We start from the raw sequence: 16,361 nt of genomic DNA, 5'->3' as shown, positions 1-16,361 counted from the left end.
TACACCTCGGTGCATTTTAGGAGTTTCAATGAAGTTTACGCGTCAGCTAGTTATAAGTTCACTAGCTGTTTTGGTTTTAAGTGCTTGTTCAAATTCGACACATCGCCGCCAAGCCAAAGATGATTTTACCTACCTAGAGACGAAAAGCTTCAGCGAGTGGCAGCTACCAGAGGGAGCGACTCCAGAGTTTTACCCAAATTTTGATATCCCGCAGGGGAACTATCATGGCGGTGTAGGCCAAACCGTTGATATTCGTCCGCCACAACAAGTTCTGGAACTGATCCCAGGTGCTCGTGCAGAACGCCAAAAAGGTGAAGTTTCACTGTGGATGGTTCGTAAGGATGAAGTGGATAAAGTTTGGGATACGGTCTTAAAAGTGATCGCTGAGCGCAAAATCAATATCCTCTCTCAAACCAATGACAGAATTGAAACAGATTGGGTTTCTTGGGTCGCAGAAGATGAAGACGTCGAGTTAGGCGCTCGTTACGAAGTGACTCGTGTCGAAGATAATAATCGCTACGGCTTTAAAGTATCGCTGATTGATTGGCGTGAAGATGGCAAGCAGATGCCAGTTTCAACAACCAATAAAGAGCGTTACAACGCTTTGATGACGAATTTAGTGACGACTCGTTATGATCTTGACGCTCGTGAAGAAGCAGCGAGAAAAGCACAAGAGCTAGTCAAACAGATTCCAATTTCAATGGGCGCAGACCGTAGTGGTCTACCTGTGATTATTGCTCGTTCTTCTTATGACGTGCTTTGGCCTCGTTTACCAAACATTCTGCCTCATATGGGCTTTACGATTGAAGAACGTAGTCAGTCTCAAGGTACTGTAAAAGCGAAATATGCGTTACCGGATGATGAGTTCTGGCAAGAGATTGGCGTCAAACCTACAGCGCTAAAACCGGGAACTTACACCTTTCTGTTTGGTGATTTGGGTAACCGTACTTCGATTAACGTGACCGATTCATCAGGTAAACCTGTTGAAGAAGCCTTGTTGAAAGATATGGTTCCAGTACTCGCAGCGGTAATTGATAAGAAATAACGCTGAGTACTCGTTAGATAAAATAAAGGACGCTTTTGCGTCCTTTATTTTTTGTGCTGGTTGTCGTCTTGGTGTTGTTGCTTATCAAGCTCATTGAGTTTATCTAAATCGCTTTTCTTCTTCTGCTGACCGTATTTCATATTCGCTGTGTATTTCAATGCAGCAATATTACCGATCACCACACTGACGATGACGATTGAGATGACCCACGGGTTAAAAAGAAACTCTATCATGCTGATTGCCGTTAGCGAGTGCTGATGTTAGTGATGTATTGATTGTAGATCTTTGCAAGCCCTTGGCGCACGCACTCTTTACCTAAAATGGGCGCAGAATCCAGTTGCGTAGACAATTGATCTAAAGTGAGTTGTTGCAAACAAGCCTGAGCTGTTTTTTTGTGGCTGATGTGCCATGGTTCAAAAGCGACACCAGAGCCATTTTCCTGATAAGGGAAGAAAAATCCAAAGTCAGCTAAATGCGCTTGTAACCAAAGGTAGAAAGGGTGCTGGTGGTCTTGTAAATATTCCCAGGGCTCCAGTTTCAAACCGCATTCGCTTGGGATGGTATTTCTGTCAAAGACATCAAAATCGGTTCCCCAATGATGACGACTTGCACCCGGTAGCGCAGACCAACGCAAAATCGCTGCGATTTTTTGCTCATCACTCAGATTTTGCGACTCGATGATTTGGCTGTTCTCATCAAGGAGCTCTGCTTCACCTGACATTTTTCGATTCCAGATCGCCAGTTGGCGTTCAAAGGAACGAAAGCCGCTGGCAATATTGAAGTTAAAACCTTCTTTATCTGCTGCCTCTTTGAGTGACAGCAAATCATCTTTAACAGCAGGATGGACGAGAAAATACTTCTGTCCAACCAGCACTTCCGTTAAATGGGATTCAGTTTTACCTGTTAATTGCTCAGCGGTCATTATCACGCGAATAGGCTCTCCATCACGCTAAAAGATTTTCCAGCGTTTTTTGGTACATATCGGTCAACAGCTCAAGATCATGGATGCTGACGCATTCGTTTACTTTGTGGATGGTGGCATTCACAGGCCCCAGTTCCACTACTTGTGCACCCATTTGAGCAATGAAACGACCATCAGATGTGCCACCCGTTGTAAGTAGCTGTGGTTCTTGATGATTCACTTCTTTCACAGCTTTAACCACAGCATCAAGCAGTTCACCTGTATCTGTTAAGAATGGCAGGCCATTCAGTGTCCAGTGAAGGTCATAATCCAAACCGTGAGCATCCAAAGTTGAATGAACGCGACGTTTAATCTCGTCAGCAGTTAACTCGGTACTGAAACGCAGGTTGAATTGAACATTGAACTCACCCGGAATGACATTCGATGCACCAGTCCCAGCATGCACGTTTGGAATTTGGAAGCTGGTAGGCGGGAAGTATTCGTTGCCATCATCCCATTTCATGGTCGCCAGTTCAGCCAGCGCCGGAAGAGACTGATGTACGGGGTTATTTGCTAGGTGCGGGTAGGCCACATGACCTTGTGTGCCTTTAATGGTGATGTCACCAGTAATCGATCCACGACGGCCATTTTTAACAACATCACCCACTTTTAATGTGCTTGAAGGTTCGCCAACAATACACATATCAATCATTTCGTTACGTTCCATTAAGGTATCAACAACACGGGTTGTACCATTGATGAACGGGCCTTCTTCGTCAGAAGTAATTAGAAATCCGATTGAACCTTTGTGGTTCGGGTTTTCAGCAAGAAAGCGTTCTACAGCAACAATCATACAAGCCAGTGAACCTTTCATATCTGCAGCGCCACGCCCATGCAGATGATCATCGATAATGGTTGGTTCAAACGGTGGAGTATGCCATTGCTCCAGCTTACCGGCTGGAACTACGTCAGTATGACCTGCGAAGGTAAATAGCGGTGCTTCAGTGCCTTTGCGAGCCCAGAAGTTGGTTGTATCTTCAAACACCATAGATTCGATTTCAAAACCGAGCGCTTTTAAGCGTTGAATCATTAAATCTTGGCAACCTGCGTCGATTGGGGTTACCGATTGGCGGCTGATTAAATCTTTTGCGAGAGCCAAAACAGGGCTAACTGTCATCCTTGAAATCCTTGTTAAAAAAAGAAACGGTTTATTAAGTAAAATTATTGACTAAAAAGAGCCGCATAGTTCGCAGTGCTGAAGCCGAGTTCTAGTTTGTCATTATGGCGAACAATCGGACGCTTAATCATTGAAGGCTGCTCAATCAACAAAGCGATAGCGTTGGTTTCATTCAACGTGTCTTTCTGCTCTTGGCTAAGTTGACGATAGGTTGTGCCGCGTTTATTTAACACATTTTCCCAACCAAGCGATAGGCAAAACTCTTTCACGAGTTCAGCGTCGATCCCTTGTTTTTTATAATCATGAAACTGGTATTCGACACCTTCTGCTTCAAGCCACTTACGCGCTTTTTTGATTGTGTCGCAGTTTGGGATGCCATACATAATAGTCATTAGTACTTTTCCTTTATCTCCCCACTCACTGAACCTGCAACCGCGAGGGTTACAAAGCCAAGCTTGTGTATATAGGCTGAATTATCGTTGTTTGCCAAATCCTAACAGGAAGCCAGCCTCGTGACAAAAGGGTTCGTGACAAGAAAATACGCTCTGATTTGCATGGTATTGAAAAGTTATTGATCAAACGCAACACGTTTCGAGGCAAAAAAGAAATAATGAGTCCTGTATTGATTAGGAGGTATCAATGGAATTGAGTCCTGTTTTTGCTAGGCGTCTGTATTTAGCCTTGTTAGTGGAAAGCCTTGAGCGGCCAAATGTGCCTAAACTTATTGAGAAAACGGGATGGCCACGTCGTACTATTCAGGACGTGATTAAAGCGCTTCCGGGAATTGGTATAGAACTCATGTTTGTTCAGGATGGTAGACGTCATAACGATGGTTACTACCAATTATCAGACTGGGGACCATTTGATAGCCAATGGGTTTTTGACCGCAAAAATGACATTGCGGCTAGCTTAGGATTTTAAAGCCAGCTTTGCTGGCTTTTTTCTTTATTGTTGGTTTTGTACAAACCAATACGCAATAAAGCCTGCCCAGCTTAAGCCCAGTAAAATCCAAGGTAAAAAGCTTGATGAGCTTGTTGTTGCGTCGAATTCATTAAACTCTTCGTTTTCTTGAGTTTCTGCACCGGTTTGCTTTGTTTTTAACGCTTTCTTACGCGCTCTATCTGCTTGGCGGCTTTTCTCTTTTTGCTGTTTTTTGTACAGCGCTATGCCTTTCTCTATTCCTTGAGCAATTAATTTGGTCTGTTCTTTTGTTTGTCCCGGTTTTTGAATTGCTCTAGCGACCGCTAATGCCTCTTGCTGAGTTTGTTCCGAAGGAACGATCTTCTTGTTCATAAATGCAGAATTTAGTCTTGGTAGTGAATAGGGCTAAACCCTATCACGAACTGACATATTTGATGAAGGGCTCTAGATCAACTCTGCCGTTTAATTTCTCTATCTGTCATGGTGTTCTGTTTGCCTGTCACTATGACGTCTTTGATAATTGTCTAGAAAGATACATGAGCCTTTTTCTTACATTCTGAATCTCGTATCTACCGCTTCAATCAGAGATTACGTATAGCTATTTGAAACCATTCGGTTAAAGTGGTTGTGTAACAAAAGTAGTAAATTCAGATGGAACACTGTGCGTTATTCAATAGAACAATACGATGCTAACGGCTTTCTTAAGGCTCCTAAATGGTTATGGCTAGGCTGGTTTTTCTTGTCGAAAGCTTGGATTGTATTTGTGATGGCTGGAGCCAGTCGCGACAGTGGGCCGAAAATTCTAGGTTTGATTTATCCTGATCACTCAATGTTGTATTTGGGTTTAGCGATGGGCGTACCGAGTATTGTTATGATGTGGTTGGTCGGGTTAAGGCATCCTGACAGGCGCTGGGCGATATTATCCGCTAAATGGGGCAGAGAGGTGACGTTGTTAACGACACTGGCACAATTCGTTCAAACCGGATACCACGTTTATCTTCAGCACGGCTCTTTTAGCTGGATATCTGCCTTGAGTATGTTGCTTTTATTGTGGTTTGCTCTGTATGTTTATAACAGTCGTAGTGTCAGAGATTGCTTTCAAGTCCCTGTTTTGTATCGCACATGATCGTCGTGAACTCATGATCACGGTCAACATAAAGAAATAGTTTTTAATTACACTCAGTCCATAGCCAATGAGCATAAATGAATAGTGAGGATTTTTTATGTCAATGTCACAGACTGCAATTCTGCCTGAAGCAGGTCCATTTGCACTCTATAGCCTTTTGAAAATTCGTCAAAACCACGCTCATGTTTTACAGCAGCTTCAAGCGTTGCCAGCACATATTGCGGATATTAATGCGAATCAACCGGGGGCGGCTTTAACGGTATCCGTTTCGTTTACTAAAGCTTTTTGGCAAAAGCTTGATGTGGCGATGCCTGAAGAGCTGATCGATTTTCAACCGCTGGGTGAAGGTAATGTTGTAGCACCTAGTACAGATGTTGATGTACTGATTCACTGCCATTCAACTCGTCACGATTTGCTATTTTACGTTTTACGTACATTCTTAGCCGAAACGGCTGAAGATGTGACCGTCGTGGATGAGACTTACGGTTTCCGCTACCTAGATGCTCGTGATATGACAGGATTCATCGATGGAACAGAAAACCCTAAAGATGAGAAACGTCAAGAGGTTGCACTGATTCAGGATGGTGAGTTTGCGGGTGGTAGCTACGTATTGCTACAACGCTTTGTGCATGATCTTCCTGCTTGGAACCGTTTAAACATCTCTGCTCAAGAAAAAGTAGTCGGCCGTACTAAGCCAGATTCCATCGAGCTAGATGACGTTCCAGCCGCTTCACACGTAGGTCGTGTTGATATTAAAGAAGAAGGTAAAGGTTTGAAGATAGTTCGTCACAGCTTACCGTATGGTACCGCAAGTGGTGAACATGGCCTGCTGTTTATCTCTTACTGCTACACACTGCATAACATGAAAGTGATGTTAGAAAGTATGTATGGTTTGACAGATGGTAAAACAGACCAACTGCTTCGCTTTACTCACGCTGTAACTGGCGCTTACTTTTTCGCGCCTTCTCAAGAGATGCTAGCGAGCCTTGCTGTAAAGGCATAGCTCGATAAACAGAGAATAATCACATAGATGAAAGCCGGGCTAAATGTCCGGCTTTTCGTTTTAAATAAAACTCTTACTAAAGAAAATCTGCACGCCACCGATATAGCTAACAGAATTAACCAGAAGTAGGTGATTGCGTCTGTATGGCGATAACGGTAAACACAAATGTCTCTGCTCTTGTGGCTCAACGCCATTTGAACTCAGCTACAGAAATGCTTAATCAATCTTTAGAACGTTTGTCTTCAGGTAAGAAGATTAACAGTGCTAAAGATGATGCGGCAGGTCTGCAAATATCGAATCGCTTAGAAACTCAGATGCGCGGACTAGATGTCGCTGTGCGTAATGCCAATGACGGTGTGTCCATCATGCAAACTGCGGAAGGGGCGATGCAGGAAAGTACCAACTTGCTGCAACGCATGCGAGATTTATCACTTCAGTCAGCTAATGGTTCCAACAGCAAAGCAGAAAGAATTGCTTTGCAGGAAGAAATGGCGGCTTTGAATGATGAATTGAACCGAATCGCTGAAACTACCTCTTTTGGTGGGCGAAAATTGCTCAATGGCACTTTTGGACAATCTTCTTTCCAAATAGGCGCAAGCTCTGGAGAGGCGGTTCAGCTGTCACTGAAGAACATGCGTTCAGACAGTATCGATATGGGTGGATTCAGCTATGTCGGTCGTCGCTCGCTAGATGAACAATGGCAGGTATCAAAAGGCAGTAACCAGCTGATGATTCAGTATGTGGATGCGAGTGGTAAAGAGTCTTCAATCAATATTCATGCTAAAGAAGGTGATGATGTAGAAGAGCTGGCTACTTACATAAACGGGCAAACTGATGAACTATCAGCATCCGTCAATGAAGATGGTCAACTACAGATCTTTATGGCGGGTAAAGAGACTTCCGGAACTTTATCATTCAGTGGCAGCTTAGCCGAAGAGCTTCAAATGGATCTCAAAGGCTATGAATCTGTGAATGACCTAGATATCCGTTCCGCTGGTGGTGCTCAACGTGCTGTGTCGGTATTAGATACTGCGCTGCAATATGTAGACAGTCACCGTGCAGAGTTAGGTGCATTACAAAACCGTTTTTCGCACGCGATCAACAATCTGGATAACGTGCACGAAAACTTGGCTGCTTCTAATAGTCGTATTAAAGACGCTGACTATGCGAAAGAAACGACGCAAATGATTAAGCAGCAAATTCTTCAACAAGTGAGTACCTCGATTTTGGCTCAAGCTAAGAAACAGCCAAACATGGCTTTATCTTTACTTGGTTAAAAAAGAAAAACGCGCTTGGTAAAAAGAAAATCAAGGTTTATCGACGCTGCGTTGTAAACCTTTAATAAAAAAATCGACTTTTTAAAACTTTTAATGCTTTCGTCACGTTTAATACGCCAAACGAAGTTTTTTTAAAAAAATCGAAAAAATTTTCTAAAGGTTCCAGAACAGGAGCCGTTATAGAAAGTAACTTTGAGAGAACTACTTGGTTTTCCGAGACGTCGGAAACCTGAACTACCGGAAAATCAATTGGAGAAATCACCATGGCAGTAAATGTAAATACCAACGTATCAGCAATGACAGCTCAACGTTACCTAAACGGCGCAACTAGCGCACAACAAACGTCAATGGAGCGTCTATCGTCTGGTTCAAAAATCAACAGCGCAAAAGATGATGCAGCTGGTCTTCAAATCTCTAACCGTTTGAACGTTCAAAGCCGTGGCTTAGACGTAGCAGTACGCAACGCGAATGATGGTATTTCGATTGCTCAAACTGCTGAAGGTGCGATGAATGAAACGACTAACATTCTGCAACGTATGCGTGACTTGTCACTACAATCTACTAACGGTTCAAACTCTAAGTCTGAGCGCGTAGCACTTCAAGAAGAAGTATCTGCACTTAACGACGAACTAAACCGTATTGCAGAAACCACTTCTTTCGGTGGTAACAAGCTACTAAACGGCACATTCTCAACTAAGTCATTCCAAATTGGTGCTGACTCAGGTGAAGCAGTAATGTTAAGCCTAAACAACATGCGTAGCGACAACTCTAAGATGGGTGGCGTTAGCTACCAAGCTACTGAAAGTAAAGACAAAAACTGGGGCGTGCAATCAGGTGCAAACGACCTAACCATGTCTTTCACTGACAAAGCTGGTCAAGAGCAAACTATCAGCATCTCAGCAAAAACTGGTGATGACATCGAAGAGCTAGCAACTTACATCAACGGTCAAACAGACACAGTTAAAGCGTCTGTAAGCGAAGATGGCAAGCTACAAGTATTCGCAGGTACTGACAAACTAGACGGCGAAGTAGCATTTGGTGGTTCTCTTGCTGGTGAACTAGGTTTAGGTTCTGCTGAAGGTAAAGCGGTAACTGTGAACTCTATTGACGTAACATCAGTAGGCGGCGCTCAAGAATCTGTTGCTATCATCGACTCAGCGTTGAAATTTGTAGATAGCCACCGCGCAGAACTTGGTGCTTTCCAAAACCGTTTCAACCATGCAATCAGCAACTTAGACAACATTAACGAAAACGTGAATGCTTCTAAGAGCCGTATCAAAGACACTGACTTCGCGAAAGAAACAACTGCACTAACTAAGTCGCAAATTCTTTCTCAAGCATCAAGCACAGTGTTGGCGCAAGCTAAACAAGCTCCAAACGCAGCGCTTAGCCTACTAGGTTAATCCGCTTCCAGATGAAAAAATCCAGCTTCGGCTGGATTTTTTTTTGCGATTAATATCTTGATTTGCTTATTAATTCTCCAAATGTTCAATTATTTTGCGAAAAAGTAATATTTTTTCTCTAAAGGTTGTTAATTCTTCGCCGTTACAGAATACGAGAGAAATGAGGTGTGCCGGAGAGAGGTGAGAGACTCGAAGGCACGTCAACAATCTGCCTAAGGAGATCAATATGGCAATAAGTGTGAACACGAATGTCGCGGGGATGACTGCTCAGCGGTATTTGAACAATGCAGCGGACGGCACGCAAAAATCTATGGAGCGTTTGTCTTCGGGTTACCGAATCAACAGCGCGAAAGATGATGCAGCAGGTCTACAAATTTCAAACCGTTTAACTTCTCAAAGCCGTGGCTTAGACATGGCGGTAAGAAATGCGAACGATGGTATCTCTATTGCACAAACAGCTGAAGGTGCAATGAATGAAACTACCAACATCCTTCAACGTATGCGTGACCTTTCATTGCAATCTTCTAACGGTTCGAACTCACGTTCTGAACGTTTAGCGATTCAAGAAGAAGTGTCTGCACTTAATGACGAATTGAACCGTATTGCGGAAACCACATCGTTTGGTGGCAACAAACTACTGAATGGTTCTTTCGGCAGCAAATCTTTCCAAATCGGTGCTGACTCAGGTGAAGCTGTCGCTTTGTCTATGAGCAACATGCGCTCGGATACCACTGATATGGGTGGTAAAGCTTACCGTGCCCAAGAAGGTAAAGGATCGGATTGGAAAGTCGGCGAAGCGAAAGATCTAACACTGAACTACACCGACAAACAGGGTGAAGCTCGTGAAGTCACCATTTCTGCAAAAGCAGGTGATGACTTAGAAGAAGTTGCTACTTACATCAACGGCCAAAACGACGACATTAAAGCGTCAGTTGGCGAAGGCGGTAAGCTACAACTTTTCGCAGCAACTCAAAAAGTGCAAGGTGATGTCACTATCGGTGGTGATCTTGGTGCTGAGATTGGCTTTGGCCAAGGCGAAGATCTGACTGTAAAAGATATTGACGTATCAACAGTGGGTGGTTCTCAAGAAGCGATTGCGGTGATCGACGGTGCTCTTAAAGCTGTAGATAGCCAACGTGCTTCACTAGGTGCATTCCAAAACCGTTTTGGTCATGCAATCAGCAACCTAGAGAACATCAATGAGAACGTGAATGCATCTCGTAGCCGTATTAAAGATACGGATTACGCTCGCGAAACCACTGCAATGACGAAGTCGCAAATTCTGCAACAAGCGAGTACGTCTGTGTTGGCTCAAGCGAAGCAGTCACCATCTGCGGCTCTTAGCTTATTGGGTTAACTGATAAAGCTAACTGAGCTTTATAGGTAGCACAGTTGGAGAAAAGTTACCTCTAAGGTGGAAGGGAGATTGTTATGGAAGTACCATTACACACATCGAACGTCCAGCCTTTCGGCTCACAAAGTGGCATCAAATTTGCTTCAGAAAATGAAAACGTAAGTAACATTTCTACTGCGAAAAGGGAGGAACGACCGGTAGAGCGCTCAAATAAGATTTATGAGCACATCTCACAACAACTGGAGAAGACTAAGCAAGAGTCGGTCGACGCAGCAATTGAACGTTCTCGTGAACGTGAGACGCTGAATGAAGAACGACGAGCTAGAATGGTAGAACAAGTTAGCGATTTCGTTAAATCTATCAACAAAGGGTTATCTTTCAGAATTGATGAGGAATCCGGTCGGGACGTAGTAACGGTGTATGAAGCCTCAACGGGTGACATTATCCGCCAAATTCCTGAAGAAGAAATGCTTGAAGTATTACGACGTCTTTCCCGACAACAGGACCATAAATCGGGCTTATTGTCGGCTAAGGTGTAAATATATTTTTGAGGTGGTTGAATGAGTTTAGGCCCAATGGGGATGAACACTGGCTTTGATATAAATTCAATGGTCAGCAAAATTGTTAATTCGGAGCGTGTTCCCAAACAGCAACGAATTGACAATGAGCGCGTTGGTATTGATACCAGTATTAGTGCCTATGGCCGGCTCAGAGAGTCGCTGGATACGATGAAAAATCTGATGGCGAATTTTCGTCAGGAAAAGGCGTTCGCAGTTCGTTCTGTGGACACTTCTGATGATAACTCCGTCGTCGCGACAGCAACCACTGATGCCATCGCTGGTAAATACTCAGTAGATGTGTTGCAGCTTGCTCAGAGCCATAAAATTGCGTCTGATGTACTTCCTCAAGACGCAAAGTTTGGTCCGGGTAAGCTGCAAATTTCACTTGGCAAGAAAAGCTTCAACATAGAAGTAGAACCCCAATCTAAACTTATCGATATTGTTCGTAGCATCAATGGTGAAAAGAGTAACCCTGGTGTACGAGCTTCGGTGATCAATGACGTTGACGGACCTCGTTTAATCGTCGCCTCGAATATTTCCGGTGAAGAAAACCGAGTAACTATCTCGGCACAAGCACAAGAGGGTGATCCTCTTAAGTCTCTTGAATACAAAACATTAGAAGACCGCGTTAAAGATCTTGAAAAAGCGCGTGCTTCAGCGCAGCAACTGATTGCCCCTTTGACACCAGAGCAGCAAAAGATTGCCGCTAAAGTGGCAGAAAAAATCGGAAATGCCGCCAGAGAAATTGATGAATCGGTTGCCGCTCAAGTTCAGAAAGTGGCCAAAGATAGCAACGGTGTTGATAGCGATAGCGCCGAACTGTCTGATTCAGCCGTTAAAGCAGCCGCCAAAGTCGGGGCTGATGTCAACAAGTACCTAAAACCAGAAGAACGCATTCCTGGTTGGACAGAAACTGCATCGGGTACTTTGCTGGATTCTTATTATGAGCCAGAACCAGAGCTTGATGATAAAGCGATAGACAAATCAAAAGACGTTCCAGGTTGGACAAATACCGCTTCAGGAACATTGGTGGATTCTTACGTTACGCCAAAAGAAGCGCAGGAAAAACTTGAACGCCAATTAGCGCAAGAGAAAGCGGATATCCGTGCCGCTGTACAAAATGGCAATATCTCTCCCGATGAAGCCAAAGCGATGGCGCGTGCAAAACTGACTCCAGAAGAGCGTGAATTGCTTGAAAAAGTTGAGTCGGTCAATGAGCAACTTAAAGCGGCACAAGATTCTTTTGATGCCTATACCGGTATGACGGAAGTACAATCCGCGCAAGATTCTTTGGTCGTACTGGATGGTGTTGCCAAACTTTCTAGTAAAAATAACGTGATTGAAAACGCAATTGAGGGTGTGGATTTAACCCTAAAAGGCAAAACAGAGCGCAATCAACAACCCACTGAAATTGATATTGAATACGATCGTAATAGCGTACGCCAAGACATAGAGCAGTTTGTGAATGCTTATAACCAGTTCTATCAGGTAACAAAAGAGCTTTCAGGTGTCGATCCTCGTACTGGGCAAGCTGGACCTCTAGCTGGTGATAGTGTGGTTCGCAGTGCCGATTCCCGTCTAAAATCGATTTTCTCTAGTAAAATTGAACAAGCACCTGAGACGCTACAAAGCTTAACTGAATTTGGTATCACGACTACGCGTCAAGGGACGATGGAGATCAACTATGATATGCTCGATCGTCAATTAAATAACAATTTCACCAAGCTGGGCGACTTTTTTGGCGGGAATCAGGGCTTTGCAAAAAAAGTCGAAGATGCCATTCAAGGTATGACCGGTGTGACAGGCGTTATTCGCAATCGTGAAAAGACACTCACAGAGCGTAATTACCGTTTAAATGACGATCAGGCAGCGCTTGACCGTAGAATGGATAGCTTGGAAAAACGGACTTTCGACAAATTCTCGGCCATGCAGGATGCCACTGGCAAAATGCAGTCTCAGTTAGCCGGTATGATGAACGCGCTAGGCTAATATGATGGATGAACAGCTGAAAGAGTTGGGTGATGTCGATAATCAAATTAAAGATTTATTGGCACATGACGATATAAATGTTGAAGAAATTATTCAACTTGTCGATATAAGGGAACAGTTATTGCAGGGATTACTGACTGAAGTGTCAGAAAATCCGGCGCTAGGCAAATCCCAATGTTGGCGAGATGCTGTTCGAGATACACAACTACTTGTTGAACTGATGCAGTCAAAAACTCTGTTAATCGGTAAAGATTTACAAAAATTCCGTCACGGTAATAAATCGGTTCAGCAATACAAAAAGTTTTTATAAAGAGGAAGACTATGCGTGGATCTTTGCAGGCGTACAAAAAAGTATCAGTGGATAGCCAGCTAAGTGCGGCCTCACCGCATAAGATTGTACAGATGTTAATGGCTGGCGCGATTGAACGTTTGATCCAAGGCAAAGCAGCGATGCTACAGGGCAACATCCCAGTTAAAGGCGAGCGCTTTGGTAAAGCTTTGGACATCATAATCAGCTTACGTAGCTGTTTATCTATGGATGATGGCGGTGAAATCGCACAAAACCTAGATCAGCTATACGAATTTATGATCACGCAAATTGCAGCGGCTAACCATCAGAACGATCCGCAGATAGTGGATGATGTGATCGATATTATTCGTGAAATTAAATCAGCATGGGATCAAATTCCTGCTGAATACCACAATCTGACTTCAAATGAAGTAGGTTTGTAAGTTATCTCTGAAAGTTTTAACAGAGCTCACACCTGCTAATTGCTTGGTTGCCTTATTTTTTTTATCACATAGAATAGAAGCCATTAGATAGCCTAATGGCTTTTTTTGTTGCTGATTTTCACAGATTGACTATCGTATATTTAGCACTACTTAAAAGACTAATTCAGCCGAATACGATTCTTATTGTGTAAATACATCCAACTTTCCAGATTGAAGGCAAATATTCTCACCTATGCAAGGTTTAGCAAAATTGCTTGTGATTGAAGACGATCCGTCTATTCGTCTTAATCTCAGTATCATATTAGAATTTGTAGGAGAGCAGTGTGAGGTAGTTGAGTCTTCGCTGGCTGATCAAGTCAATTGGTCGGCAACGTGGACAGGGTGCATTCTTGGATCGTTGAAAGATCATAAACTATCAGAATCATTAGCCTCATCACTTGCAAGTGCAAATCACATACCTCTTTTAATGGCTGATAAGCAGCCGTACTCTTTGGAAGAGTTTCCTCAATTTGTTGGTGAGTTGGAGTTTCCTCTTAACTATCAGCAACTGAGCGAAGCACTTCGCCACTGCAAAGCATTTTTAGGTCGTCAGGGCATTAACGTTGTCGCGTCTGACCGCAAGAACACTCTATTTCGCAGTTTGGTCGGCCAGAGCAACGGTATCCAAGAGGTTCGCCATTTGATTGAACAAGTTTCTGGAACAGAAGCTAACGTATTGATTTTAGGTGAATCTGGTACAGGTAAAGAGGTCGTCGCAAGAAATATTCACTACCACTCACCGCGTCGTGGCGGTCCGTTTGTGCCAATTAACTGTGGTGCAATTCCTGCGGATTTATTGGAGAGTGAACTGTTTGGTCATGAAAAAGGCGCATTTACTGGAGCAATTACCGCTCGGAAAGGGCGTTTTGAACTGGCTGAAGGCGGCACACTATTCTTAGACGAAATCGGCGATATGCCGATGACCATGCAGGTGAAATTGCTGCGTGTATTGCAGGAGCGTTGCTTTGAAAGGGTTGGCGGCAACACCACGATTAAAGCCAATGTGCGAATTATCGCTGCAACACACCGTAATTTAGATAGCATGATAGAAGACCAGCGCTTCCGTGAAGATCTGTACTATCGCCTCAATGTCTTCCCAATCGAAATGCCTTCGCTAAAAGAGCGTAAAGAAGATATTCCTCTACTACTGCGTGAACTGATGACACGTATGGAAGCAGAAGGTGCTCAGCCTATCTGTTACACACCAAGAGCGATTAACTCTCTGATGGAGCATGATTGGCCGGGTAACGTTCGTGAGCTCGCAAATTTAGTTGAGCGTATGGTTATCTTGTATCCAAACAGTCTGGTCGATGTTAACCATCTACCTACTAAGTATCGTTACAGTGATATCCCTGAGTTTCAACCTGAGCCTAGCCGATTCAGTTCAGTAGAAGAGCAAGAGCGTGATGCTCTGGACAGCATTTTCTCAGAAAACTTCAGCTTAGATGCCTCTGACAATTTCAATGATGTTGATGTGCCACAAGCACTACCACCAGAAGGTGTAAACCTGAAGGAACTTCTGGCTGATTTAGAAGTGAGCCTGATCACCCAAGCTTTAGAAGCTCAAGGCGGTGTTGTTGCTCGTGCTGCAGATATGCTTGGAATGCGTCGAACTACCTTGGTTGAGAAGATGCGTAAGTACAATATGCAGCGCTAAAAAGCCATATTTCGAGCGAGTCAATTTATTGTCATTAAGATAAGTTGTTGAAATATAAATACAATAGCCTGGCATGCATTTTGCGTGACAGGCTATTGTTGTATTGGAAGGCAGATTCTCGACGATGGTAGACCAAGTGCAAGAGCAGCATTCACATTTAGATTCTTTAGAAGACCAAGTAGAACGCTATAAGCAGGTTCTTGATGTTATGCCAGCAGGCGTGATTTTGTTGGATACTCAAGGGGTTGTGCGAGAGGCTAACCCTGAAGCGCAGCGAATTCTGGACGTTCCTCTTTTGGGTGAGCGCTGGTACGCGATTATTCAGATTGCGTTTGCTCCTCGTGAAGATGACGGTCACGAAATCTCACTGCGCAATGGCCGTAAAGTTCGCTTGGCAATTTCAGCTTCCAATACTGGTCAGCTCATTTTGATCACTGATTTGACAGAAACCCGCTTATTGCAGGCTCGGGTCAGTGATTTACAACGATTATCATCTTTAGGACGAATGGTGGCGTCGCTAGCTCATCAGGTGAGAACGCCGCTATCGAGTGCCATGCTCTATGCTTCTAATCTGGGCGCACCCAATTTACCTACGACAACCCGTGAGCGCTTTCAAAGTAAATTGATGGATCGTTTGTATGATTTGGAAAAGCAAGTCAATGATATGTTGCTGTTTGCTAAAGGCGGCGACAATAAAGTAGTAAAACCATTTTCAATTGCTGATCTGGTTGGGGAATTTTCTCCAATGGTCGAGACGGCTTTGAAAAACAACCAAATTGATTTTTGTCTCGAAGTGGAAGAGCAAGAGACAATGTTGCTGGGCAATGCGAATGCTATTGCTTCGGCATTGAGTAATTTAGTGATGAATGCGATTCAGATCGCTGGCAAAGAAGCACAAATAGATGTGTTCTTCCGACCAGTGAATGGAGAGCTAAAAATATCCGTTCAAGACAACGGCCCCGGCGTACCACCTGAGTTGCAAAGTAAGATTATGGAACCTTTCTTTACCACTCGCTCGCAGGGAACGGGTTTAGGTCTTGCGGTTGTACAGATGGTTTGTCGTGCACACGACGGACGATTAGAGCTGATTTCTGAAGAGGGAGACGGGGCGTGTTTTACCGTTTGTATTCCCTTGCAAAATCACACTGATTCCACACACACAGAAACTGGAGAATGA

The 16,361-nt window shown here is 43.8% G+C and carries 18 protein-coding genes; 13 read left to right on the top strand and 5 right to left on the bottom strand.

What is annotated here, in order from left to right; all coding sequences use genetic code 11:
• Nucleotides 1-28 precede the first annotated feature (28 nt).
• On the top strand, nucleotides 29-1,045 hold the full coding sequence (gene bamC, locus L3V23_RS02950; protein WP_042484067.1) for an outer membrane protein assembly factor BamC: 1,017 nt from the start codon (nucleotides 29-31) through the stop codon (nucleotides 1,043-1,045).
• Between the two features lie 44 nt (nucleotides 1,046-1,089).
• Here the strand turns inward: bamC and L3V23_RS02945 are convergent, their stop codons facing one another.
• From L3V23_RS02945 to L3V23_RS02930, 4 genes are read right to left on the bottom strand one after another with little or no spacing between them, the layout of a single operon-like run.
• A complete protein-coding gene (locus L3V23_RS02945) occupies nucleotides 1,090-1,278 on the bottom strand; it encodes a DUF2897 family protein (protein ID WP_102966648.1) in 189 nt (62 codons plus the stop codon).
• Nucleotides 1,279-1,289: 11 nt separating this feature from the next.
• Nucleotides 1,290-1,967: a M15 family metallopeptidase gene (locus L3V23_RS02940; RefSeq protein ID WP_102966649.1), complete on the bottom strand. Its 678-nt coding sequence runs from the start codon at nucleotides 1,965-1,967 to the stop codon at nucleotides 1,290-1,292.
• A gap of 22 nt (nucleotides 1,968-1,989) precedes the next feature.
• Nucleotides 1,990-3,123 (bottom strand): succinyl-diaminopimelate desuccinylase, encoded by a 1,134-nt coding sequence (gene dapE / locus L3V23_RS02935; protein ID WP_237291904.1) that lies wholly within the window; start codon nucleotides 3,121-3,123, stop codon nucleotides 1,990-1,992.
• Between the two features lie 44 nt (nucleotides 3,124-3,167).
• Nucleotides 3,168-3,515, bottom strand: a complete 348-nt coding sequence (locus L3V23_RS02930; RefSeq protein ID WP_102952706.1) for an ArsC family reductase — start codon at nucleotides 3,513-3,515, stop codon at nucleotides 3,168-3,170.
• 247 nt (nucleotides 3,516-3,762) lie between these two features.
• On the opposite strand from L3V23_RS02930, the gene L3V23_RS02925 reads away from it, so the two are divergent.
• Nucleotides 3,763-4,044 carry a helix-turn-helix domain-containing protein gene (locus L3V23_RS02925; RefSeq protein ID WP_042484051.1) on the top strand — a complete coding sequence of 94 codons (282 nt, stop codon included), beginning with the start codon at nucleotides 3,763-3,765 and terminating at the stop codon, nucleotides 4,042-4,044.
• A gap of 24 nt (nucleotides 4,045-4,068) precedes the next feature.
• Here the strand turns inward: L3V23_RS02925 and L3V23_RS02920 are convergent, their stop codons facing one another.
• On the bottom strand, nucleotides 4,069-4,416 hold the full coding sequence (locus L3V23_RS02920) for a DUF2956 domain-containing protein (RefSeq protein ID WP_102966650.1): 348 nt from the start codon (nucleotides 4,414-4,416) through the stop codon (nucleotides 4,069-4,071).
• 289 nt (nucleotides 4,417-4,705) lie between these two features.
• Between L3V23_RS02920 and L3V23_RS02915 the strand changes: the two genes are divergently transcribed.
• The 11 genes from L3V23_RS02915 (at nucleotide 4,706) to L3V23_RS02865 (ending at nucleotide 16,361) form a co-directional block, all read left to right on the top strand.
• Entirely contained in the window at nucleotides 4,706-5,170 is a 465-nt protein-coding gene (locus L3V23_RS02915; RefSeq protein WP_102966651.1) for a DUF2919 domain-containing protein, read from the top strand.
• A 97-nt stretch (nucleotides 5,171-5,267) separates the two neighbouring features.
• Nucleotides 5,268-6,173 carry a Dyp-type peroxidase gene (locus tag L3V23_RS02910; RefSeq protein ID WP_102966652.1) on the top strand — a complete coding sequence of 302 codons (906 nt, stop codon included), beginning with the start codon at nucleotides 5,268-5,270 and terminating at the stop codon, nucleotides 6,171-6,173.
• A gap of 143 nt (nucleotides 6,174-6,316) precedes the next feature.
• On the top strand, nucleotides 6,317-7,450 hold the full coding sequence (locus tag L3V23_RS02905) for a flagellin (RefSeq protein WP_102966653.1): 1,134 nt from the start codon (nucleotides 6,317-6,319) through the stop codon (nucleotides 7,448-7,450).
• Between the two features lie 263 nt (nucleotides 7,451-7,713).
• Nucleotides 7,714-8,853 carry a flagellin gene (locus L3V23_RS02900; protein ID WP_102966655.1) on the top strand — a complete coding sequence of 380 codons (1,140 nt, stop codon included), beginning with the start codon at nucleotides 7,714-7,716 and terminating at the stop codon, nucleotides 8,851-8,853.
• 226 nt (nucleotides 8,854-9,079) lie between these two features.
• On the top strand, nucleotides 9,080-10,210 hold the full coding sequence (locus tag L3V23_RS02895; protein WP_042484037.1) for a flagellin: 1,131 nt from the start codon (nucleotides 9,080-9,082) through the stop codon (nucleotides 10,208-10,210).
• 74 nt (nucleotides 10,211-10,284) lie between these two features.
• A complete protein-coding gene (gene flaG, locus L3V23_RS02890; protein WP_102966656.1) occupies nucleotides 10,285-10,746 on the top strand; it encodes a flagellar protein FlaG in 462 nt (153 codons plus the stop codon).
• Nucleotides 10,747-10,767: 21 nt separating this feature from the next.
• Nucleotides 10,768-12,756: a flagellar filament capping protein FliD gene (fliD, locus tag L3V23_RS02885; protein ID WP_102966657.1), complete on the top strand. Its 1,989-nt coding sequence runs from the start codon at nucleotides 10,768-10,770 to the stop codon at nucleotides 12,754-12,756.
• 4 nt (nucleotides 12,757-12,760) lie between these two features.
• Nucleotides 12,761-13,066: a flagellar protein FliT gene (locus tag L3V23_RS02880; protein ID WP_042484029.1), complete on the top strand. Its 306-nt coding sequence runs from the start codon at nucleotides 12,761-12,763 to the stop codon at nucleotides 13,064-13,066.
• Nucleotides 13,067-13,077: 11 nt separating this feature from the next.
• Nucleotides 13,078-13,488, top strand: a complete 411-nt coding sequence (gene fliS / locus L3V23_RS02875; protein ID WP_042484026.1) for a flagellar export chaperone FliS — start codon at nucleotides 13,078-13,080, stop codon at nucleotides 13,486-13,488.
• A 232-nt stretch (nucleotides 13,489-13,720) separates the two neighbouring features.
• Nucleotides 13,721-15,184: a sigma-54 dependent transcriptional regulator gene (locus L3V23_RS02870; RefSeq protein ID WP_102966658.1), complete on the top strand. Its 1,464-nt coding sequence runs from the start codon at nucleotides 13,721-13,723 to the stop codon at nucleotides 15,182-15,184.
• A 124-nt stretch (nucleotides 15,185-15,308) separates the two neighbouring features.
• Nucleotides 15,309-16,361: an ATP-binding protein gene (locus L3V23_RS02865; protein ID WP_042484020.1), complete on the top strand. Its 1,053-nt coding sequence runs from the start codon at nucleotides 15,309-15,311 to the stop codon at nucleotides 16,359-16,361.

The organism is Vibrio sp. A1-b2 (genome assembly GCF_021726015.1).
In the GTDB taxonomy this organism is placed as follows: domain Bacteria; phylum Pseudomonadota; class Gammaproteobacteria; order Enterobacterales; family Vibrionaceae; genus Vibrio; species Vibrio diazotrophicus.
The sequence above is the reverse complement of the archived record's forward strand: the minus strand, read 5'-3'. Positions and strand labels throughout refer to the sequence as shown.